This window comes from Glaciecola sp. 1036 (assembly GCF_050306235.1).
In the GTDB taxonomy this organism is placed as follows: Bacteria; Pseudomonadota; Gammaproteobacteria; order Enterobacterales; family Alteromonadaceae; genus Glaciecola.
In genome coordinates this window covers 26847-49029 of sequence record NZ_JBLWFH010000019.1, presented here as the reverse complement: position 1 = coordinate 49029, position 22183 = coordinate 26847, and the positions used below count along the sequence as shown (strand labels likewise).

17 protein-coding genes are annotated in these 22183 nt (G+C 40.6%); 7 read left to right on the top strand and 10 right to left on the bottom strand.

Annotated elements, in window-relative coordinates; all coding sequences use genetic code 11:
• Positions 1-216 precede the first annotated feature (216 nt).
• Both ACNKW3_RS18470 and ssb read right to left on the bottom strand, forming a co-directional pair.
• Complete coding sequence (locus ACNKW3_RS18470) at positions 217-1047, bottom strand: choice-of-anchor L domain-containing protein (RefSeq protein WP_427400815.1); 831 nt, start codon at positions 1045-1047, stop codon at positions 217-219.
• 290 nt (positions 1048-1337) lie between these two features.
• On the bottom strand, positions 1338-1856 hold the full coding sequence (ssb, locus tag ACNKW3_RS18465) for a single-stranded DNA-binding protein (protein WP_427400814.1): 519 nt from the start codon (positions 1854-1856) through the stop codon (positions 1338-1340).
• A 397-nt stretch (positions 1857-2253) separates the two neighbouring features.
• Between ssb and ACNKW3_RS18460 the strand changes: the two genes are divergently transcribed.
• The 7 genes from ACNKW3_RS18460 to ACNKW3_RS18430 all read left to right on the top strand — a co-directional run bounded on the left by ACNKW3_RS18460 (position 2254) and on the right by ACNKW3_RS18430 (position 12111).
• Positions 2254-3237: a cupredoxin domain-containing protein gene (locus ACNKW3_RS18460; RefSeq protein ID WP_427400813.1), complete on the top strand. Its 984-nt coding sequence runs from the start codon at positions 2254-2256 to the stop codon at positions 3235-3237.
• Between the two features lie 37 nt (positions 3238-3274).
• A complete protein-coding gene (locus ACNKW3_RS18455) occupies positions 3275-5356 on the top strand; it encodes a protein kinase domain-containing protein (protein WP_427400812.1) in 2082 nt (693 codons plus the stop codon).
• 261 nt (positions 5357-5617) lie between these two features.
• Positions 5618-7969, top strand: a complete 2352-nt coding sequence (locus ACNKW3_RS18450; protein ID WP_427400811.1) for a sensor histidine kinase — start codon at positions 5618-5620, stop codon at positions 7967-7969.
• A 17-nt stretch (positions 7970-7986) separates the two neighbouring features.
• The gene (locus ACNKW3_RS18445; protein WP_427400810.1) at positions 7987-8622 is read left to right on the top strand and encodes a LuxR C-terminal-related transcriptional regulator; all 636 of its coding nucleotides are present in this window, start codon (positions 7987-7989) and stop codon (positions 8620-8622) included.
• Between the two features lie 81 nt (positions 8623-8703).
• A complete protein-coding gene (locus ACNKW3_RS18440; RefSeq protein ID WP_427400809.1) occupies positions 8704-10296 on the top strand; it encodes an alpha/beta fold hydrolase in 1593 nt (530 codons plus the stop codon).
• A gap of 137 nt (positions 10297-10433) precedes the next feature.
• Positions 10434-11609, top strand: coding sequence for a M35 family metallo-endopeptidase (locus ACNKW3_RS18435; protein WP_427400808.1), 1176 nt, complete (start codon positions 10434-10436; stop codon positions 11607-11609).
• 163 nt (positions 11610-11772) lie between these two features.
• Positions 11773-12111, top strand: coding sequence for a hypothetical protein (locus ACNKW3_RS18430; RefSeq protein WP_427400807.1), 339 nt, complete (start codon positions 11773-11775; stop codon positions 12109-12111).
• Positions 12112-12160: 49 nt separating this feature from the next.
• Here the strand turns inward: ACNKW3_RS18430 and tssH are convergent, their stop codons facing one another.
• The 8 genes from tssH to tssA all read right to left on the bottom strand — a co-directional run bounded on the left by tssH (position 12161) and on the right by tssA (position 22114).
• Positions 12161-14845: a type VI secretion system ATPase TssH gene (gene tssH / locus ACNKW3_RS18425; protein ID WP_427400806.1), complete on the bottom strand. Its 2685-nt coding sequence runs from the start codon at positions 14843-14845 to the stop codon at positions 12161-12163.
• A gap of 34 nt (positions 14846-14879) precedes the next feature.
• Positions 14880-15926 carry a type VI secretion system baseplate subunit TssG gene (gene tssG, locus ACNKW3_RS18420; RefSeq protein WP_427400805.1) on the bottom strand — a complete coding sequence of 349 codons (1047 nt, stop codon included), beginning with the start codon at positions 15924-15926 and terminating at the stop codon, positions 14880-14882.
• The gene (gene tssF, locus ACNKW3_RS18415; protein WP_427400804.1) at positions 15890-17830 is read right to left on the bottom strand and encodes a type VI secretion system baseplate subunit TssF; all 1941 of its coding nucleotides are present in this window, start codon (positions 17828-17830) and stop codon (positions 15890-15892) included. The genes tssG and tssF overlap by 37 nt, the downstream gene beginning before the upstream one ends.
• Positions 17831-17833: 3 nt before the next feature.
• Positions 17834-18334, bottom strand: a complete 501-nt coding sequence (tssE, locus tag ACNKW3_RS18410; RefSeq protein WP_427400803.1) for a type VI secretion system baseplate subunit TssE — start codon at positions 18332-18334, stop codon at positions 17834-17836.
• A gap of 57 nt (positions 18335-18391) precedes the next feature.
• A complete protein-coding gene (locus ACNKW3_RS18405; protein ID WP_427400802.1) occupies positions 18392-18874 on the bottom strand; it encodes an Hcp family type VI secretion system effector in 483 nt (160 codons plus the stop codon).
• A 51-nt stretch (positions 18875-18925) separates the two neighbouring features.
• Entirely contained in the window at positions 18926-20419 is a 1494-nt protein-coding gene (gene tssC, locus ACNKW3_RS18400) for a type VI secretion system contractile sheath large subunit (protein WP_427400801.1), read from the bottom strand.
• Positions 20420-20421: 2 nt separating this feature from the next.
• Positions 20422-20940 (bottom strand): type VI secretion system contractile sheath small subunit, encoded by a 519-nt coding sequence (tssB, locus tag ACNKW3_RS18395; RefSeq protein ID WP_427400800.1) that lies wholly within the window; start codon positions 20938-20940, stop codon positions 20422-20424.
• Between the two features lie 88 nt (positions 20941-21028).
• Positions 21029-22114 (bottom strand): type VI secretion system protein TssA, encoded by a 1086-nt coding sequence (tssA, locus tag ACNKW3_RS18390; RefSeq protein ID WP_427400799.1) that lies wholly within the window; start codon positions 22112-22114, stop codon positions 21029-21031.
• Between the last annotated feature and the right edge of the window lie 69 nt (positions 22115-22183).

Sequence of the window (22183 nt, the reverse complement as noted above, 5' to 3'; positions counted from 1 at the left end):
GCATGAAAATCCGATCTGATGTAAAAGCCAATAGCGACATTAATTAAATAAATAAACAGAAAATCAGTCTTCGTAATCTTATTAAGCAGAGATGCTGATAAGGAGGGTTCACAACTTGATCAAAATACTTAAATCAATACAAGATAGGGCCTAAAACAATTATCAAAGGCCCCACTATCAACTTATCAATACCAGATGTATTTTTTGCTATAGGATTTATATTTTCCTTTTTGGAAATACAAAGGCGAGCGCTAACAATATAAGGATAAATATCGCCGGAGCGGGAACAGGCCTTGGGTTAACGCCACTAAATGAACCTGCTTCTATGAAGACAGCACTATCCAGTTCATCGTCAGTGGCATCACTAATAGCAATTTTCATTGTATGGGTTCCTGCACCTAAACCGGTAATCATGGCGGTGAACACATCAGTAAAACCATCGTATTCTATATCGAATAATCCTAAATCATTATTATTAAAGAAACTGCAATTAGGCCCCGTAATATCTACGCCAGATTCGCCGCAGTTTACCGTACTAACAGCAATGGCTTGTCCATCTGGCGCTAAGGCATAATTGACACCGTCTACAAATAATCCAAAAGGGTCTACAAAGTCCAAAAACTCGTTGTACTCCTCTGATGCAAACACAAAATCAAAAAATAAATCTCCTGTAGGTGTGGTAAATTCAAATTCTAAAATATTAGCATCGAAGGTTGCTACTCCAGCTACCAGATCGGAAAGATCACTGTCGCCCCCCGCCCCTAGTTCAGTAGTCGTTGAAGTACTCGTATTTGGTCCTGCAGCGTCAGCTGCTGTTCCACTGGTTAAAATAATCCCGGCGTCAATACCAATTCCAGACGCAATTCCCCCTGTAAAAGTCCCTGCTTGTGAACTACTTCCTACATAGTTGATAGACGAAAAATCTATTGATACGTCAGATCCCTCAATATTACTCGCAAGTGTGCTGCCATCATCCACACTGGTAATCACAATGGCATTAGCGTGTGTACAAATCAGCAGAGCCAGACAAGCATAAAGCTTTTTCATGTTAATCTTCCTTTTAATTTTTGCTGCGATAATCCACACAACTGCCGTGGCAATAATCCCAAAAGCAAATTTTATTCCTAAAAACTATACTTTTGTTTAATATGGTTTTTTCTATTATTTTTGCTGTTTCTATTTTTGAATAGCGCACAAACGGGGCAATGGCTGCACATTTTTTGAGCAGCTATTGGTGACTTGGAAAATAAAAAACCCAGCATTTAGCTGGGTTTGATAGTTGCTCAGTGTTAACAGATTTTATGTAAGCACTTATAAAAGTGTTGTTTCCTCAGAAATTAAAAGGGAATATCGTCATCATAGTCAAAGTTTGGCTCAGACATTTTCGGTGGCTGTTGCGCAGGTCTTTGCTGTTGTGGAGGTTGTTGATAACCTTGGTTAGGCTGTTGCTGATAGCCACCTTGTTGAGGTTGTTGTTGACCGCCTGACGGTTGATAACCGCCTTGATTGTCGCCTCTAGCGCCACCACCTAGCATTTGCATCTGGTCTGCAATTATTTCTGTGGTATATCTGTCATTCCCTTGCTGATCTTGCCACTTACGGGTTTGTAATTTACCTTCGAGATAAATTTGTGAGCCTTTTTTCAAGTACTCACCAGCAATTTCTGCAAGTCGACGATACATGGTAACGCGATGCCACTCTGTGCGCTCTTGTTGTTGCCCTTGTTGGTCTTTCCAACTTTCACTGGTCGCAATGCTTAAATTAGCTACTGCGCCGCCATTTGGCATATATCGTACTTCTGGATCATTACCCAGATTGCCAACTAAAATGACTTTGTTTACACCTCTAGAGGCCATGTTTATCTATCCTTTTCTATTACTTTTCAGATCCATTCCCAGACAGCCCAGGCACTGACAACACCAGGCGGCGTAAGAAATCAATATTCGGGAGGGAAAGAACTGCTTTATCGCTATTTATTTTTATAGGTAAAGTGTAACGCGATTCCCCCTAATTTTACCAGTGAAAACACAAGCTTTACTTTAGATAAGTTTTAACTACCAGATTAATCATAATTTTTATTCTCCTGATCAGCTACTGATCTTTGGGTAAGTCAATCTTAAACATACTCACTTGCATCTATTCTTGTTTTCGAGGTGCAACTTCCGACAGAAACAAATCGTAATGTTGAAAAAGACGCTGTGCTTGAGCTTTAAGCATCAAACTTACCTAAAAGATTGAAGGTGAATACTAACCATGCAAAAAAACGCACATTTCGCTATTAAAGCATCCATGATTTTTATAACGATAAGCATGGTGGGTTGTGCTTCAGTATACGGACTAAGAGATAAAATTCCCGGTCTGGATCGCATAATAAGTAGCTTTAGCTCCGCCCAAGTCGGCGCCGTAAAAGATGACCAAGGAAAGGTAATAGAGGGCACGCAAACCGGATTTGACGTTGAACCAAGTTTATCGGAGCCCGAGCAAGCCTCTAATCAAATACCTGCGGCTGAGCAAACACCTAGATTACCTCAAGAACCTATAATTTCTAATCGTACAGAAGCCGCAAAAGAGGTCATTACAACCCCTAATGTTCCTGTGGCCACCCAACCTAAATTAGGTGCTTTGTCAGGCAAGATTAGCGTGATTACAAATCAGGGGAATCTGTCGGCTGAAGGCATTATTGTCAGTGTAATGCGAACGGATGGAAAATCTCTCTCAAGTGCTCAAAACAACGCTGTGCATGACGTGGATATGGTCAATAAAGTCTATACACCTGGCAACATGGTCATTCGCAAAGGTGATGTGATTAATTTTGTGAATCAAGATGAAATTCAACATAACGTTTTCTCTACTACCGGTGAAAATGCCTTTGATTTAGGTACCTTTGGTGGCGGATTACAGCGAGCGGTTAAACTGAATAAAGAAGGTATTGTAAAAGTGTATTGCAATATTCATCCTGGAATGGCGGCTTATATTGCAATCGATGACAAGGGCAAATCGCAAATCATCGATTCTGAAGACGGTTCATTTGAGTTTACTGAATTACCAGAGGGGGAATATAGCCTAAATTTATGGAGTATTAGAGGTGAACAAAGCCAAAATTTCACGATTAAAGACAAACAAGTTGAAACCCTGAATCTTATCTTCGATACACGCCAATTCAAAGCCATTGAACGGCGCAATAAGTTCGGCGAAACCTACCCGCAAAAAGCAAAAAAACAAGGTGATTATTTTTAAATTGTTCAACATCAAAGGCTAAGTTTGGAGTATCAAGATGAAGTGGTTATTTAGCATTAGAACCAAGCTGTTCTCTTTTGTGTTTATCGCATTTTTACTCTTTGTCGGTATTATATATTGGCAAATTGAAAACAAAGCCAGCAGTATTTCTCAAGAAGTTATTGATCGTTCGTTAAATCAATCAAGTCGCATATTAGATACTCGAATCGATAGTCGTTATCGTTTCATTCAAGAGTTAGCAAATGGCATTGCACGAGATGTGCGCGTCTTGCCTTTAGTCGCGGACCAAGACACTCTAACCTTACAAGATCTTAGTCTTGAATACGTCAGAACATACGACTTTGATGTGTTGTTTTTCATGGATCAATTTGGCAATGTGCTTGCTAGAGCTGACCAACCTGATGCCATCGGTATCAATTTAGCTGGGCGAAGCTCCTTACTAGATGAAGCTTTAAGCGGTCAAATTAGTTCAGGCTTTTTCTCCAGTAATGGAAAATTAATGCAAGCCATAGCTGCCCCTATCTTTGATAATGTGGCAAAAGATCTGGTAAAGGGAGCTGTCGTTCTCGCCTATGAATTATCAAAGCAAACCGCCCAAGAAATAGTTGCCCTTACCCAAAGCCAAATCGGCATATTTACCTTTACACGAGATGCCAATGGTGAAGTTACAGGCATAGAGCTTAACTATATGTCAGATCTAGGATTATCTGAGTCTAAACTGTCTTACTTTTCAGACCATCCAGAACTTTGGAAATCAGTGTTAACGTCCCCAGATGCGCTGATAAAAAATCAATTTACTGTTAACTCTCAAATACAGCACACAGTTTTTCGCCGTATTGATAGCAATGATAATAATCCACTAGGGTTTGTGGTCGCTATGCGCTCTGCTGAAGACTTGCAGCGCCCCTTTAAAGACATTCAGCAAGCACTTTTGCTTACAGGCGCATTTTGTTTAATTTTAGCGTCGTTAATTGCTTTATTCATGGCGATAACCATGAGTCGCCCAATTATTCGATTGGTGGAAATAACCAAACAAATTCAGGCAGGGTTATATCCAGAAATAAGTGCTAAAAAACACCCAAAAGATGAAATTGGACGCCTAGAAAAAGCCTTGCTACAAATGAGCACGGATTTAAAAGAAAAGGCAGAATTTGAAGCCTATCTTGCAGAACTTTCAAGCGAATTAGAAAATGATGATAGCCAACATTTAAAAAATAATGCGGTTTTGGATCTAGAATCAGATCCGTTATCTCAACCTAACTCTCAGGCAGATCATATCATTGATAACCGATATAAAGTCATTTCAGAACTTGGCTCGGGAACTATGGGAACTGTATTTTTAGCCCAAGATCTTGAGTTAAATGACAAGGTCGCTATAAAAGTAATGCAAAAATCATTTTTTGAAGATATCCAAGGCTTGAACGTAAAAGAAGAAATTCGACTTGCCAGAAAAATTACCCACCGTAATGTAGTGCGCACATTCGATTTTGGTGTAAATGAGAGTGAGTTGTTTATTACCATGGAATACGTCCACGGCTATGATTTAGGTCAGTTGATCAAGAAAAAAGGCGCTTTGGATATTGCCACTGGAGTGGCAATTATGAAGCAAATTTGTTCTGCCATGATAGCTGCTCACCAACTGGGTGTTATTCATCGAGATTTAAAACCTGGCAATATGATTATCAATCGCCAAGGGATTCTTAAAGTCATGGATTTCGGATTAGCTATGCAGGTTGAATCGGCATTTTTAACCTCAGACGACGAGGCGGATGAAACAAAAATTTTGACGGAACCAGAAAGACCTATTATGGGAACCCCCAGATTTATGGCACCTGAACAGTTTAGTGCATCTGGAATTCTGGATGAACGAACAGATATCTACGCCATTGGGGTTATCATGTACAGTATTTTTAATGGAAAGCCGCCTTTTTCTGGCACAAACTTTCAGCAACTGGCCCTTAAGCACTGTCATTCAGAAGTGCCCCAGATGACAGCTAGAAAAGAACCTTTACCGGAAAATATTAATTCCATCATTCTAAAAGCACTGGCCAAATCTCCTGAAGATAGATATCAAAGCGTGAGAGAAATGTTTGATAAGCTGCTATTAATTTCATATTAAACGAACCTCTAATAGATTTAGCAAATGTAATCCATAAACTTAGCAAGTTTGTGTTTATTTTCTGCCACTTCCGTATAGAATGATGTCTGATAGCTGAAAGCTAATAAAACTAGCATTTCGAGAATTATACCTACTGATGTCGGCATGATTGCTGCAGAATTACCACATAACGGTAACTTTAATGCAACCTAACTTCAGCAAATTGAATTGGAAATTGTCTTGTTAAAAAAGAGTCTCATTATTTTAAGTTTGCTGTTGGGAATGTATTTTTTAACTGCAGTTTTGCTCGACCTAAGTGCCCAAGAGACGGTAGCTAGGGAACATGAGCAATCCTTAATATTGGATAATGAGCAAACCATATATCACCTCAACTCTGCCATCCAAACCACTGGCTTTTTCCCGATACCCGAAGAAATTCAAGCGCCAGCTATGTTTGAATATGCTAGCTCTGTTAAAAATAGCGTACTTTCCAAAAAACCTAAAACCGAACTTTCCACACGCCCGGATTTTTCAAAGTCTACTCGTTATGGAATGCTAGTAACCCTGAATAATCAAACTAATAATCAAGATTGGCGGGTCCATGTTAGCCACTACATGGTGAATGACATTCAAATTTATACTCGCTCGGGGCCTCATCTAGCTCACACAGCAATTATTCCCAATGAGTCACAATCACCTTCATATAGCGTCAACATGTTGGGCAGATCCTCGCCAATTCAAATAAGTTCAGGTGAATCTGCAGAGTTGATCATTGTATTAAAAGAAGTAAAAACTCGGAACCCACTTTATATAGGGTTAATGACTGAGCAAAAGTATCAGTCTTGGACCCGAGACATGGATTTTGTTTTTATTATTGCCATAGGCATAGTGCTAGGTTTCGTCATGCTAGCACTCACCAGTTTTTTGCTAACGTTTGACCAAACCTTCCTTTGGTTTGCTTTGTCCACTAGCTTTTTACTAACTATTTCCCTACTGCGTTCTCCATTTGCTGTTTTTGTCATAGAGGGTCAAGCAGGCATCCCCTATTGGCTGTGGCTAGTAGTTGGCGGCATGCAGTTAACTATTTTGCTGTTTGTCTATTCATTTTTTTCCCCTGAAAAAAGCAGCAAGACTGGGCGAGTTTATCAATTAGTTATATTGCTAGTAGTAATGTCAATGCTAGGCAGTTTGTTTGTTGATGCAAATACCAATGGGTCTATTTTTTCTATTTCAAGCCTACTCGTTATTATTTTGGTAATTACTACCAGTATTGTAAAAGCTTATTCTCATGGCGCACTGAATCTCATTTTTATGCTAGGGTGGATACCTCTGCTGTACTCTATTGCCACTACTATACATCTTCAATATTCAGTGCCAGAACCAAACCAAATCACCTTGCAATATGGCAATTTAATGAGCCCCTATTTTCAAGTGTTGCACTTTTTTATTCATTTCGTGGTGTTGGTGCTTAGGGTGTTAGAGATCAAACGAGAAAAAATTGCGGCAGAAACTGCGAGCGATGCAAAAACGTCTTTTCTGGCCCAATTAAGTCACGATTTAAAACAGCCATTGGACGCAATGGGACTCACTTTGGCGCATTTAAAAGATAACAATAAGGACAAAGATAACGAATTGTTGATTAACAATGCTCAGAATATTCAAAAAAATATGCAAGATACCTTTAGCGCCTTGCTCGATCTGGGGCAATTACAAACAGGTAAGATAAAGCCGGTAAAAAGTCTGGTTAAATTAAATAAACTTATAGACGAATTAGCGACCACCCATTCTGCCAACTTCGATAATAAAAATTTAAAATTCAAACTGTATTCCCAAGATGTAACCATTGAAACCGATAAGACATTATTGCAAAGAATCCTCAACAATCTTATTCATAATGCACTGAAATTCACCGAAAACGGTGGCGTATTAGTGTCCTGTCGAGCCCGTAAAGCAGGCATCCTTATTCAAGTTTGGGACACGGGTTGCGGCATTACCGATGAACAACAAAAACGTATTTGGAGCATACTCAAACAAAGCAGCAAAAGACTGCATACCAACTCTCCTGAACAGGCGTTAATACAACAATTGGGTCATGGCATAGGGTTATCATCTGTGCAGTATTTATGTAGTTTGATGGGATACGCGATTAGCTTTAGTTCGGAACAAGGCAAAGGAAGCGTATTTAATTTACATATCCCCTTATTAACTTCTCCCTCAAATCGACCCGCTCAAACGAAAAAGCCAAACGAAGCAAAAAAACAAGTAAATATATTTTGTGCTATAGATGATGTGAAACTTGCACAAGCACTCCAAGGCTACCTAGATCAATGGTCTTATCCATATCAACCTATCAGTCTAGGTCATAATGATTGTTTTTCGGTAGACGATACTGAAAAAAGACTTATTTTAATCGAGGCCGAGGACATAGAAGATTTACGCAACAAAATACGTGATCTGAAAATTCAAAAGCCTGAAAATCTCAATTCCAATTTGGTGTTGGCTTGTTTTTGCATTACTAACGAAAATTTAAAAAGTACTATTCAAATAGGTACATTCAAAGATATTCTGCTCTTGGCAAACCCAATAAAGCCGGCACAGTTAAGATCCTTGCTAAATTTCATTGAAATAAAATAAGCGGTTCAACAATTATTATGTCTACCCTCACCCCAATAACATTATCGACGATTTTAGTGGCAGAAGACCACGAACTCTTTGGCGATGGGATTAATTGGCTACTCATTGAATTGTTTCCCGGAACCCGCATTATTCGCGCAATGGATTTTGACCAAGCCTGGATTACTTTGCAGAATAACAATGACATAGATTTAATTCTGATGGATCTCAAAATGCCAGGTACCAAGGGATTAAATGGCATTAAAGCGGTGAAAAATTCATTTCCTTGCCATACATTAATTATCCTTTCTTCCTTGGATTCAACCATAACCGTGAATCAAGTGATGGCACTTGGTGTAAACGGGTTCATTTCGAAAAGTACGCCAAAGGTGAGAATCAAAACAGCCCTGTTTGACGTGCTCGACGGCAAGAATGTTATTGAATCCCCCAATTACGATGAAAACACTCATCCACTTTCAACTCGCCTACAACAGACGCTGCAATTAATGTCTGAAGGGAAAAGTAACAAAGAAATTGCTAAAGAGATGAATCTGTCGCCTTACACAGTAAAAGAATATGTCTCAAGTGTAATCAAAGAGTTAGAAGTTGAAAACCGAACTCAAGCTGTGCAAAAAGCCGAGCAATTGGGTTTATTATTTGATTCTGACTATTAATTCCCCCCATGTGAGGGGTATGTAAAGCTCAAATACCAAGCTATTCTTACTGCTAACGGAACTCAACTTTTAATTTTCGACATGACGTTAGAAATTAACCTGTTAGGCGAATTATCCCTAACATTGGATGGAAAAGCACTTTCGCTGGTAAAGTCGAAGCGTACTCGTGCGTTATTGTCCTATATGGCAATGACTAGCAGACCACAACGCCGAGAAAGCCTGTGTGATTTTCTATGGGATGAGCACAATGATCCAAAAGGCGCGCTGCGCTGGTCATTAAGTAAAATCCGGCGCTTAGTCAACGAGCGTAATGCTCAGCGGTTAATTTCAGATCGTGAACGTGTCATGTTGCTAACTAATGACATTGTGATTGACGTTCATCACTTAAAAAATAGACTCGACGCAGATCTTTTAACCATAGAAGAACTAAAGCAACACCTGAATAAACTTGAAGAACCTTTCCTTGCAGGCATTGATATCCCAGATCAACACAGCTTTCAGCGTTGGTTAACCGCAGAACGTCTTGAAATCGATAGGCTTTATTTACAAGTGTTGGAAAAATTGTGGGAACACCCTCATACAAGTCCTGATGACAAACTCAAGTACATGAAAATTGGGCTAGCCAAAGAGCCATACAACATGGGGCTTTGTCATGGCTTAATTAGACAACTTGATACTATGGGTTTTATTGCGGATAAACAAAAAACCGAGAAATTGTTTAAACAACGATTTCAAGATGCAGGTATCAAATGGCAAGATTCTCTACCTAATTCAATATTTACCAGTGACCCACAGCATCCCAGTAAAGAAGAAGAAAAAAGTCGAGATTTGCTTAACCGCCAGCAAGTACGATTTTGTAAAACCAAAGACAATACACGAATTGCATACGCTAGCGTCGGCGAAGGTTATCCCATCGTTAAAGCGGCCAATTGGTTAACTCACTTAGAGTATGACTGGAATGCGCCTATTTGGAGTCCTTTGTTTAGACAATTGGCTCAAGATCATAGAGTAATTCGCTATGATGAACGAGGAAACGGTCTTTCAGATTGGCAAGTCAAAGACCTGTCGTTTAATGCTTTTGTGGATGATTTAGAAGCAGTTGTTCAACAGACAAACCTAGAAAAATTTGCACTTTTAGGGATTTCTCAAGGCGCTTCAGTTTCCATTGATTATGCCATCAAACATCCAGACAAAGTCAGCCACTTAATTTTATTTGGCGCTTATGCCTCAGGTTGGCGAATTAACGCTACGCCAGATGAAATAAAACGTCGAGAAGCCGTTATTACGCTTACCGAAAGCGGCTGGGGACAAGACAATCCGGCTTATCGACAAATATTTTCTAGTACTTTTATGCCCAGTGCGAATAAAGAAGAGCTCGATTGGTTCAATGAATTCCAACGACAAACCACAAGCCCAGAAAACGCAGCTAGGTATTTGTCCACTTTTGGCGATATTGATGTAAGAGATAAACTTGCCCACATTAAGGTGCCCACTTTGGTTATTCATTCCTTGGGAGATCAGCGTATTCCACTTGAAATAGGCCAAGATATAGCTGCACAGATTCCAAATGCTGAATTTGTAGGGTTAGAAAGTGATGGGCATTTATTGTTAGGAAGAGAAGTAGCTTCCGATGTATTTGTGAATACAGTTAAAGACTTTATTGCTCGAAACTAAACATCTTAATTCTCTCTGAAAATATTTACACTTGCGCCATTATCAGGTGCAACTTATCCCTATTGCCTGCCGTAAGCTTCTTATAACGCAAACTCAGTTTAGCCTAGTAAAAGTCATTGTTCGGCGGAAACCTATTTATGTCACACCTTTTTGATCATTATTCATTTTCGAAAGAATACAAAAAAAATCAGCGTGTATTGAGCCACCCTTTCACTCAATATGACGCTCCTTTGACTCATACCATGAATTTTCTCAAAAGTATCATGGGTGACAGTGGATTTGATCGAAAATATGGTGTAATGCTGGGCAGTCTTAGACACATTTTAAAAGGTAAAGAAGCTCAGGCCATTCTTGATGCTGTGGGCTTTTCCGACGAGTCTGTGACTACCAGTGATAGACATGGCATGCGAGTTAATTATTTAAGTGATGAGCAAATTAAACGCGCTGCCGCAATCAAGTTACTCAGGCATGTGTATATGGTTCACGTACAAGGTAGTACGGATATTTGGGTCGTATCAACACCCAAAAGCTACCAGCGTTTTATCTCAAAAGAGCTTGAGAAAACCAGTTCTTTGTCGCTTATGCAGCGGGCAAAATTGGAAGATGTAAATGAACACTTTAGTGAACATCAACGCAAACTAATAGGAGCATCTACCAATGAAGCCAGGCGACTAGTTGCAAAAACAATAATGTTATTGTGTATGGATAGAAATAACGCGAATTCCCGTATTCACAGAATAGTTAGACGATGGTTTTCAGGAGAGAGTGTAAGTGCAGCCAGTGTTAAAAGTGATATGAATAAAATTTTGGCTGGCTTGAAAAAAATAGAGAACGTTATCAATTCCAATAAATTGATTTTTACCGACATGCCTTATCTACGCACCGGAAATAGAAAAGACGATCAATATTTTTATAATTCTATCGCCTTTGTGTTCGGATCAATGGCAGAAAAAATACCTATCATTTACGTGGAAGATGCCTTTTTTAACGCTTCACATACTATTCTTGGCGACAGTTTGCACTGGACCAATACCATTATTCATGAAATTAGCCATTTGATTTTAGGCACTAAAGACCATAGATATCGGTTTGAAGGATTATCTCCAGACCACCATTTAATGCCTCATGAAGCCATGAATAACGCTGATACTTGGAGCATTTTTTGTCTGGATGCATGTAATATGATGACTCAATATCAAAAGGCTTATTTCAACTTCGGTCGTAGCTTACGTCCACCAGTAGCGCCTCCAGTGCCACCGAAAATTCCCAAAGTGGCGAAAATTCCGAAAATTAGTAGTAAACCAGGCCCTTAATCGGGCCCAACTATTAATGAGAACAGCAACTTTGTGGATTATCAAGTTTGTTGTAAGCTACTATTTAATGTTCTGTGTAGCACAGTGTAGCTTTGCAAACCCCAGCCTTTTTAGACTAAGAATTGAAACCAATTACACAGCTACCAGCAAAGAGAATAGCAATATGAATACTCCCAAACCCAACCGGTTACCACCACCCTATATAGAGCCGGTTACTATAGATGAAATTCGCTACTATTTAGACAATATTAGAAATTCGGAAGTATCTTTTTCAATTACGTATTTGTTCGCTGTAGATGCTAACTATGATGAAATATGGCGGATACCAGTTTATGTTACTAAGTTCGACACGAGCATAGAAACAGATGTACAAGAAGTTTACCCCATCAGCTTAGATTACAATCGAGACAAACATTCTTTTGTGATAGAAAATGAAGCCGGCGATATTTACACCTTTGATCTTTCGAGCATGGAAGTGCAAAAGGCCGAAATTATTAAATAGTAGATAGCACTAAAATGGCGCTTCTGTACTAAGCGCCCATGCCTATTTATTAGGAAAATTGGTAAGCAAACTCATTGTCAGCGATATCAACTTGAATAGCATTAAGCGTTTCTTGCTTCAGCATTCGATTTAATATTTGGGTACTCAATTCTGGCAGTAGAGTATGCGTTAATATGCTATCAATCATACGACCGCCACTTTCGAGCTGTTTGCATCTCGCCACCACCTGCTGAACCACATCTTCACTGTAGTTAAACTGAATATCTCTTTGTGTTTCGATACGCTTTTTAATGCGTTCCAAGTGTAATTTGGTAATGTTGCTTAACATCTGCGGCGAAAGCGGAAAATATGGAATAGACACTATGCGACCCAAAAGCGCTGCTGGAAACACATTCAGTTGGGGTTGACGTAATGCTTCAGTGATCACCTCTATATGCGGTATCGCATTAGGATCAGCGCAAAGAGTCATAACTTCTTCACTACCAACGTTTGACGTAAGTAGAATTAGGGTATTTTTAAAATCGATTTGACGTCCTTCCCCATCTTCCATAATGCCTTTATCAAACACTTGAAAGAATATCTCATGTACATCGGGATGGGCTTTTTCAACTTCATCCAATAATACGATTGAATGAGGGTTGCGTCTTACTGCTTCGGTTAACACACCGCCTTCCCCATAACCAACATAACCTGGAGGTGCACCTTTTAATGTCGATACTGTATGAGCCTCTTGAAATTCGCTCATATTGATGGTGATCACATTTTGTTCGCCACCATACAGACTTTCCGCCAGCGTCAAAGCAGTTTCGGTTTTTCCAGTACCGGAAGGACCACAAAGCATAAATACCCCTACAGGTTTGTTTGGATTATCTAAACCAGCCCGAGATGTTTGAATACGTTTTGCTATGGCTTCCATAGCATGGTCTTGACCGATCACACGCTGTTTCATCGTATCTGCCAAGTTTAACACCGCGGCTATTTCGTCATTTACCATCTTGCCAAGAGGTATACCTGTCCAATCTGAAACCACAGCCGCCACCGCTTGTTCATCACACTCAGGTAAAATCAATGGAGACTCCCCTTGAATAGCGCTTAATTGCTCTCGTTTTTGGCTTAACGATTGTTGCATGTCAGATAACGAAGAGGCATGGGTTTCTGATTGAGGGTCTTGATCTTTTTCACTATTGACCGATGATTTAATTTTGCCGTTCAGCGCGATAATTTCATCTACTAGCGTTTTCTCCTGTTCCCAAGTTTCTTCTAGTTGTAGTTTAAGAGAAGTGGCCTCTGCAAGTTCTTGTTCTATAGTGGTAATGCGTTTTAGGTGATTTCCACCGGTGATAGTTTCATCCTGCAAAATAGCCAACTCTTTTTGTAAATTTGCCAGCTGCTGCACACAATTTTCCAGTTTTGCTGGTGTAGCATATTGGCTAACGGCCACGCGAGCAGCCGCTGTATCTAATAAACTCACGGCCTTGTCTGGTAGTTGTCGGGCTGGAATATAGCGGTGGGATAGCTTTACAGCGGCTTCTATTGCATTATCGAGTACAGTCACTTTATGATGTTTTTGCAGAATATCACCGATATTGCGCAGCATAAGAATGGCTTTTTCGGGACTTGGCTCTTCTACTTTTACGACTTGGAAACGTCGAGTTAGCGCAGGATCTTTTTCGATGTGTTTTTTATATTCCGCCCAAGTAGTGGCGCCTATAGTGCGGAGCTCCCCTCTTGCCAATGCCGGTTTAAGCAAATTTGCAGCATCGCCAGTACCAGCACTACCACCAGCCCCAACAAGCGTATGGGTTTCATCGACGAACATGATGATAGGTTTAGGCGAAGCTTTCACTTCTTCGATCACTTGTTTGAGTCGGTTTTCAAATTCTCCTTTCATACTAGCGCCAGCTTGCAACAAGCCTATATCCAAACTTAATAAACGCACGTTTTGCAAAGAAGGCGGCACATCTCCCTTATTTATACGGTGTGCAAATCCTTCTACGACAGCAGTTTTTCCAACCCCAGCTTCACCGGTTAAAATGGGATTATTTTGTCTTCGTCGCATTAGAATATCGATCAATTGTCGAATTTCATCATCCCGTCCAATAATGGGATCAAGCTTGCCTTGAGCCGCCTGTTCCGTCAGGTCTGTGGTAAATTGTGATAACGCTTGTTGTTTGCCCATGGTGGCTGGTGACATGGCTTGGCTAGCTTCCCCAGGCTCTGTTGAAGTTGAGCTTCCATTACTAGCACTAAGACCATCCTCGCTAGAACCTTCGATAATCTCGTGAAGCTTGTCACTCAGGGTTTCCAATTTAATTTTGCCGAATTCCGGTGACATTTTAAGTAATACATTTTTCAGCGGCTTAGTATGTAACATGCCTAATATCACATAAGCCATGCGTACTTTGTTATCCCCGTAGGCCAGTGAGCCATATACCCATGCACGCTCCACGGCATCTTCGATGTGGCTAGATAAATCAGAGATCGAAGTAGCGCCCTTAGGAAGCGACTCAAGCGCCGTACTCATATCCCTTGCTATCAGGGAGCTATCCAGCCCAAAATAGCGGATAATTTTGTGTAAATCAGAATCCTGTAATTGCAGAATTTGTTGAAACCAGTGTGCAAGTTCCACATAGGGATTACCGCGTAATTTGCAAAACACGGTTGCACTTTCAATGGCTTTGTAACTCAAGGTATTGAGCTTACCAAATAAATTCACTCTGCTGATTTCAGCCATTTCATTCTTCCTCTTTAAAATCTTGGTTATTTAGTCAATCACAGGCATATTCGTATGCCACAACAGGCGGATTTACTTGCTGATGAGGCTGTAAATTGCCCTCCAAAGGGCCCGCCAACCAAGCGTTTGTTCCTAAACGGCTAGGTGTTGTTTGCTTGTTATTGCTTTGAGGGTCACTACCAGACGCTCCCAAGCGCGCAGTTTGAAAGACGTTTGCATGTAATAACAATTTAATGCTTAAGTTAAATTCACTCCCTGTATGGCGAACGGCCAATTTCTGGATTTGTTTGAAAATATCGGGATTTTGAATAAAACAGAGATAGTCTTGGTACTTTAATGGACCAATTAAGACAGAATAGGAAAACCCTCTTTCAAAAGTACTGTCACCAATCAGACAATCCATGCCTAATTGCGAATTAGCACAACCAAGTTTGTTTTTATGGGCTTCTGGCAAAGAGTACCATTTACCTTCAAATTGACTAATGGATACTCGTTGATGCAGATGCTGAGACAATAATTGAGCTAAAACATCGGCACTTTTGTTTTTGTGGCTCAATAAGCCAGCCAGATAACATTGTTGCTGCACGTCAGCGCCGCTTAAGCTAGAGATGCGTTTAGCAAATGTATCTTTATCTGGTCTGTCGTGACTCACGGCGGGTTGAGATTCAGCCCATGCACGATAAAAAAGCGAAATAAATCTATGATGAAAAATATCACAAAAAGCGGCTAGGGTTTGATCTTGATGGCGATATTTTCTTTCAATGGCATATTCGGTTAAATGTAAAGGCAGAGGACCGTTAACCCCAAACATTCCCCAATACACATTATTAAGTTTGTACAGACCAATTTCTTTTAACAAGCGCAAATCCGAAAATGCGGACGCATGAAAATGCATGATAGGTTTTTGTCCGAACCTAATGGGGTCTTGTTTTAGAGATACTGAATAACCAAGTCGCTCATACAGGGGAGAATTTGCATCCACATAACGCAATAAAGACTCAAAGCCCTCTTCATAAAGAGCTTTGCTGTCCTTTGATAAATCGCTTAAATAGCGCTGTGCGTGCCGGTTCGGATAGGCCATTGATGGATCTCTTGACCGTCATTGGTCATTAGCACTAATTGAGAAAAGGAATTTATTCCAACAAATTGCGCAAAAAAAGCATCTAAAACTACGCCAAGTAAGAATGGGCTGCTCCCTTCATATGCGGTTTCGTCCAAGGTAATAGTGATCTTTACACCTCGAACAAAGCATATAGGGCCTTCTACTGGCAAGCGCCCTGTGGTTGCATCTATCCGCATGTCCACTATGCCGTCTATCTGTTTTGATTGTGCTTGCTTATTCCTGTCACTCATTAAACTAAGCAGCTTTTTAAGCGCAACTAAGGCTTGCTCATTTTCATCCCGGGTAAAACCAAGAAAGTTTATCGATAATAAATTAATCAAATCCCAGGCAATATCACCATTATTCAAAGGCGGAGAAGGACGAGTTGGCTCGCCAACACAACGCACAGCGGCACATGGCAAACCCACTTCGATACTAAAATCAGTTTTGCCTTTTCCTAAGGGCATCATTAGCGGTAAATCACGGTTGCTACACATGGTATCTACCGCCAATTGCTGCAACTCCTCGGAATAAGGCGCGGCTTTAGGGTCCACTAAAGAAATAAAAACTTCACTGCCAATGTAACTTGATCTGTGGCCAAATTTACGTTCGTTTACACTTAATGTGCGGCTGGTTCGCTTACTCGTAAAAAAGCCTGAGTGTTTTGTAACGCTAGAAGCAAAACTAAATGGATTTTCAGTGGGTTGAGCAAACAAACCGCCTTGGGAGAAGCTTTGGCTTTGAGCATGTTCTTGGCTATATAGCGGTAAAATTTGATGCTGCGCATCAATACTGTTGCCAATACCTTTGACCCCCTTAATCGAACAGACCTCAAAATCAAGGGGACGTAATTTATCTGGAACAACATGAAACTCAGTTAACTTTTTGTCCAGTTGAATACGTTCTGCTCTTTTAGGAAATAAATTTATACAGGGCGCGCAATGCAGTGCGAAATGCTCTTTACTTAGCACCTTCTCCAATTTGCTATTGGTTTCATCTAACAAAAAAACCAATTCAAGCTTGTGGTGATTGCACAGGCTTATGCTCGGATTAAGCTGGTCAATATCAAGAAAAAGAAAACGCTGTTGAAAAACAAAAAACTCGCGGAGTAACCTAAATCCATCAAATTGACGATTATTATAGGGGAGTAAGGCATCTTGTTGATTAAAGCCCACAGGCGAGAGTTTTACCGGTGATTGCGCATGTCTCCACAATGAATCCCCGGTTTTATAGAGCATACCCGAAAAATGTTTGAACAGAGTTTCAAACACGTAAGTAGGAAAAGATTCTGTTCCACGAAAATGCAGCCTTAGCTTGTCCATGGACAATGCAGAAAAAGTCATCCCTGGCGGCGTTTCCAGCACCAGTTTTATCCCAGCTTTTGATGAATACTGACTGCTCATCTCATTGGTAAGACCAATTAATTCTTGCCCATTTAGATATTCAGCGTGGGTTAGGCTGATTGGCCAAATCTGAGTATCTTGAACAGTTTTATATTCGCATGGAGTTTGTTCGTCTTTGCCTAATTGGCTGATGAGCGACGTGTCTCTGTCTACATTAACCCCAGATACTAGACTACCTTCATCAAAATCTGGATGAAACTGTACAATCAAACATGAAGGAATAGGCTGCAAAAATGTGGGAAACAGCAAGTTTAAAAGATGCTGGGTAAATTCTGGATAAGCAGCGTCTAGTTTTCGATGTACTCGTGCCGACATGAAGGCAAAGCCTTCTAATAAGCGCTCCACGTATGGATCTGCACAATCGAAGCCCTCCAGTCCTAATCTACCCGCTATTTTAGGATACTCTTTGGCAAACTCTGCCCCAGACTCACGAATAAATTTGAGCTCCTGATTGTAAAGCTGTAAAAATTTAGAATCCATAATCTAATGCCATTGATTAACAGTCACGATGCCGTTTTCAATATCGATATCCGTTTGCAAATACAACTGCAATGGCAGTGGCTGGGCCCAAAGGTCTGCATGAATGGTGACAGATAATGTATTGCCACTCATTTGTTCAGATGCCACCTTTACGTCTACTTGTAACGTCTTAGGAATGATGCGCGATTCAAATCGTTTTATTGCTGACACAACTTCTCGTTCTAAAGAACGGGTATTTAATGACTTAACATTAGAACCTGACAAATCTGGAATACCGTAATTTAGGGTAGAGTTTTTAATGTAAGGGTAATCATCAAAATTGTTTGTAGTTTGCGATGCTACCGCATTTAACAACCACGCCAAATCACGTTGAACTAACTCTTTTAAACGGGACACAGTTATCACTCGCTTGCTACGCGATTCACTTTTTTTGTCCGGCTCATCGTCGGTCAATCTGTCTAATAATGACAGTTGCAAACGCTCTTTTTGTGATAATTCAGGCATGGTGTTGAACTTCTAAAAGTGGATATCATGGCGCCTTTTAGACGCCATGATTATTGCTTAGATTTTCTTGTTTTCAGGAATATTGAAACCAAAATCAATTTTTGCGCCACCAGAACCATCTGGTTTTTGCGGCACGTAAGTGAGTTTTACTTCGGCAAAATTCAAGGTGATGGTTTCAGTAAGTAAATCTTCACCTCCAGAACCACCTACAGAAATAGAACTTACTAAAATATGCTTAAATTCCATTACAATGTATTCCAGTGGCTTGCCGCCAGCTTTTCGAACTACCAACTTACCCTTATCAATGTGTTTACCTGTGGCAACATATTCCATTAGGGTTACAGATGATTTATCTGTATATTTGGTAATGCTAATGTCTTGAAAGTTGGCTTTTCCGATTCCACTTCCAGTGCTGACATGGGTACTTCCCGACTGAGATAAGCCCCAGCTCCAGGTGATAATATCAATATCTTCTTTATGATCTTTATCTCGGGCTTCGCCCTTGATTTTGTCTAACTCTAAAAACATATCTACAGCCATGATCTTCTCCTTTTGAGGTTAATGGCAAAATTTAAACTAAACTGCGAAATCCTAGCCATTTCCGGCTGGTAACTTAGAAACCAAGCGCAAGGAGGCAGTTAATCCTTCCAGTTGGTAATGTGGTTTTAGGAAGAACTTAGCGCTGTAATAGCCCGGCTGTCCTTCTACTTCATCTACCGCAACATCAGCCCCAGCCAATGGTTTACGAGATTTAGTTTCATCACTTGATGTGGTGGGTGCACCATCCACATAGTCATCAATCCAACCTTGTAACCATTGCTGCATATCTTGTTTTTCTTTAAACGAACCCACCTTGTCACGCACAATACACTTGAGGTAGTGAGCAAAACGGGTAGTCGCGAACAGATAAGGCAAACGGGCCGCTAAGGCAGCATTTGCTGTAGCGTCCGGATTGTCATATATGGCTGGCTTTTGTAAGGTTTGCGCGCCTATGAAAGCTGCCATGTCGCTGTTTTTGCGGTGAATCAGTGGCATCAAACCACAGGCTGAAAGTTCAGCTTCGCGACGGTCACTGATAGCAACTTCGGTAGGGCACTTCATATCAACTCCACCATCGTCACTGGGGAAGGTATGCACAGGTAAACCTTCCACTGCACCACCCGATTCAATCCCGCGAATACGTGAACACCAACCGTATTCTTTAAATGAACGGTTAATATTTACCGCTAAGGAATATGCAGCATTGGTCCAAGCATATTTGGATTCATCAGGACCACTTACGTCTTCCTCAAAATCAAAGGCTTCTACTGGATCTGTGTCTGCGCCGTATGGTAAGCGTGACAAAACTCTTGGCATGGTCAGTGAAATGTATTTTGCATCTTCTGTTTCTCTTAGTGAGCGGAAAGATGCATAGTCAGGGGTAGAAAATACCTTGGTTAAATCTCGGGGATTGGTTAATTCATTCCAACTATCCATTTGTAATAAGCCAGGCGATGCTGCACTTAAAAATGGTGAATGAGATGCCGCACAAACCTTGGACATTTCAGTAAGTAAGTTTACGTCTGCTGGGCTATTGTCAAAATAATAGTCGCCAACAATTGCGCCAAAGGGTTCGCCGCCAAACTGACCATATTCCTCTTCATAGAACTTTTTGAACACTGGACTTTGATCCCATGCTGTTCCGGCAAACTTTTTAAGGTTCTTACCGAGTTCTTTCTTCGAGATATTGAAGACTTTGACCTTCAAATATTCGTCCGTTTCCGTGTTATTCACTAAGTAATGAAGTCCACGCCAAGTACCTTCTAATTTTTGATAGTCTTGATGATGCAGAATTTCATTGATTTGCTCACTAAGCTTTTTATCAATTTCAGCAATAATAGATTCAATGGAATTCACTGTGTCTTCAGAAATCTTATTAGCGTCTTGCAACGCAAAACCCGCTAATGTAGTTACTGCTTTTTCTACTTCCGATTTGGCATGATCAGACTTAGGTTTGAATTCTTTTTGCAACAAAGACGCAAAAGAATCACCGTCTAGCTCTGACAATCCAGTTTCTACATTAATGTCAACTTGACTCTCAGCCATGGTTATTGCTCCTCTTCAGCATTGTCAGATGCGGCAGCTTTAGGCGCCGCGCTTAGGGTTTCAAGCAATGCTGGATCTGCAAGTACTTTTGCAATTAGCTGCTCGGCGCCTTCCTTTCCATCCATATAGGTCACCAAGTTGGCTAATTGCGTGCGAGCTTCCAATAATTGGCGTAAGCCGTCTGTTTTCTTAGCAATTGCCTCGGGAGAAAAGTCATCCATACTTTCAAAGTCCATTTCCACCGATAAATTTCCTTCACCTGTTAAGGTGTTTGGAACGGTAAATTGCACTCGCGGTTTAGCAGCCTTCAAACGATCATCAAAGTTATCAACATCAATCTCTGTAATCTTACGTTCTGAAAGCGGCGCAAGCGGCTCAGTAGGCTTTCCACTTAAATCAGCCATTACTCCCATAACAAAAGGTAATTGGACTTTTTTCTGGGCGCCGTACAATTCCACGTCGTATTCAATTTGCACTCTAGGTGCTCTGTTTTTTGCTACAAATTTTTGACCGCTTGACACTTTGCTTCTCCTTCTGAACAGCCTCTTTATTTACTTACTAATTGCAGCGTTTTCACACTGCTTAATCTGTTTGAGTCTGGTTGCTTTGCTACCAGTCATCATCTTTTTCTGTTTCTTCGTCACTCATGCCAGCTAGACTTTGCACTGTTGCCAAAGCATCCGGATAAATGTCTTGCACTATGGCCATGAAATCTTTGTGTACTAACTTCAATGCCCGGTTTACCAACACAGGAATAGGGCTCGAAGGCTCGTAGTTCGCGTAATACGCGTTGATTAAACCTAAACACCACTCAACATCTGCTCTTGAATGAATTTGGTTTGGCACTTGACCACCTTCTGTTTTTCCTTTCATTCCAACGTTTTGCGATTCACTATCTCGCTGGCTCTGTTTTTCTGCATCTTCCGTTTCAACGTATTGATCGTCGTCGCTCGAAATATCATCTAAAGCTTCGGAATCCATTTGCGCATACTTCTCTAAAGATGCTTTAAGTCGATGTAATACAGATTCCAAAGCAGAGAAATCTAACGCGTATTCATAACCAGAGTTGTCAATGAAGCATTGATTAATCTGCTGCAAACTTTCTAAGCTATACGCCAAGGCATCATAGAAAAGTTGCACCTCGTCAGAATTTAATTCCCCAAAAACCCCTTTTATTTGGCTTAGGCTGAATTTTGCGTCTTCACTGTCGTTTTCTGCTGCTTCAATGTCTGCCAAGGTGATATTGCCGGCTCCTTTGGCACTGGCCAAAGACATTGACTTTAAGGGGGTAGTAATAAATGGCGTTGATAAAAAGGATAGACCTGCGACTCTTTCTAGAGGGTCTCCGTCGTCTTCATCCAGTAGGGGATAAATATCTTGCCAATAGTCTGAAACTAAATCTGCAATTGCTTTCACACACTGAGAAAATGCAATCAGACCTTTAGTATTCAGTAGGCTTTGGCTATAAACACTGATTAATTTGAGATCTTTGGTTTGCTGTAAAAATACCGCAGCTTCTTTTTCTACTTGGCGCCAATCCGGTGGCTCAGCGGCCAGTGTATTACTGCCATCAAACCTTTCCGGCGTCCCTTGGGCCATAAAGAAAAAGTTTTGAAATGCTGCATCATCTTCAAGGTTTTCACCACAAGGTGAATCCTCTGAAATAGGTTCAAGCAGTTTTTCTGTGTAATCCATCCGAATACTTCCTTAGCGGTTAATGTGTATAGCACATCAACACATGATCTCTTAGTGACCATTACGGCA

Bases quoted from the DNA above. Each gene is read 5' to 3' on its own strand.
- ACNKW3_RS18440 (WP_427400809.1), top strand. From the start codon at position 8,704: ATGACGTTAGAAATTAACCTGTTAGGCGAATTATCCCTAACATTGGAT.
- ssb (WP_427400814.1), bottom strand. From the start codon at position 1,856: ATGGCCTCTAGAGGTGTAAACAAAGTCATTTTAGTTGGCAATCTGGGT.
- ACNKW3_RS18450 (WP_427400811.1), top strand. From the start codon at position 5,618: ATGTATTTTTTAACTGCAGTTTTGCTCGACCTAAGTGCCCAAGAGACG.
- tssH (WP_427400806.1), bottom strand. From the start codon at position 14,845: ATGGCTGAAATCAGCAGAGTGAATTTATTTGGTAAGCTCAATACCTTG.
- tssG (WP_427400805.1), bottom strand. From the start codon at position 15,926: ATGGCCTATCCGAACCGGCACGCACAGCGCTATTTAAGCGATTTATCA.
- tssF (WP_427400804.1), bottom strand. From the start codon at position 17,830: ATGGATTCTAAATTTTTACAGCTTTACAATCAGGAGCTCAAATTTATT.
- ACNKW3_RS18445 (WP_427400810.1), top strand. From the start codon at position 7,987: ATGTCTACCCTCACCCCAATAACATTATCGACGATTTTAGTGGCAGAA.
- tssC (WP_427400801.1), bottom strand. From the start codon at position 20,419: ATGGCTGAGAGTCAAGTTGACATTAATGTAGAAACTGGATTGTCAGAG.
- ACNKW3_RS18430 (WP_427400807.1), top strand. From the start codon at position 11,773: ATGAATACTCCCAAACCCAACCGGTTACCACCACCCTATATAGAGCCG.
- ACNKW3_RS18460 (WP_427400813.1), top strand. From the start codon at position 2,254: ATGCAAAAAAACGCACATTTCGCTATTAAAGCATCCATGATTTTTATA.
- tssA (WP_427400799.1), bottom strand. From the start codon at position 22,114: ATGGATTACACAGAAAAACTGCTTGAACCTATTTCAGAGGATTCACCT.
- ACNKW3_RS18435 (WP_427400808.1), top strand. From the start codon at position 10,434: ATGTCACACCTTTTTGATCATTATTCATTTTCGAAAGAATACAAAAAA.
- ACNKW3_RS18405 (WP_427400802.1), bottom strand. From the start codon at position 18,874: ATGGCTGTAGATATGTTTTTAGAGTTAGACAAAATCAAGGGCGAAGCC.
- ACNKW3_RS18470 (WP_427400815.1), bottom strand. From the start codon at position 1,047: ATGAAAAAGCTTTATGCTTGTCTGGCTCTGCTGATTTGTACACACGCT.
- tssE (WP_427400803.1), bottom strand. From the start codon at position 18,334: ATGCCTGAATTATCACAAAAAGAGCGTTTGCAACTGTCATTATTAGAC.
- ACNKW3_RS18455 (WP_427400812.1), top strand. From the start codon at position 3,275: ATGAAGTGGTTATTTAGCATTAGAACCAAGCTGTTCTCTTTTGTGTTT.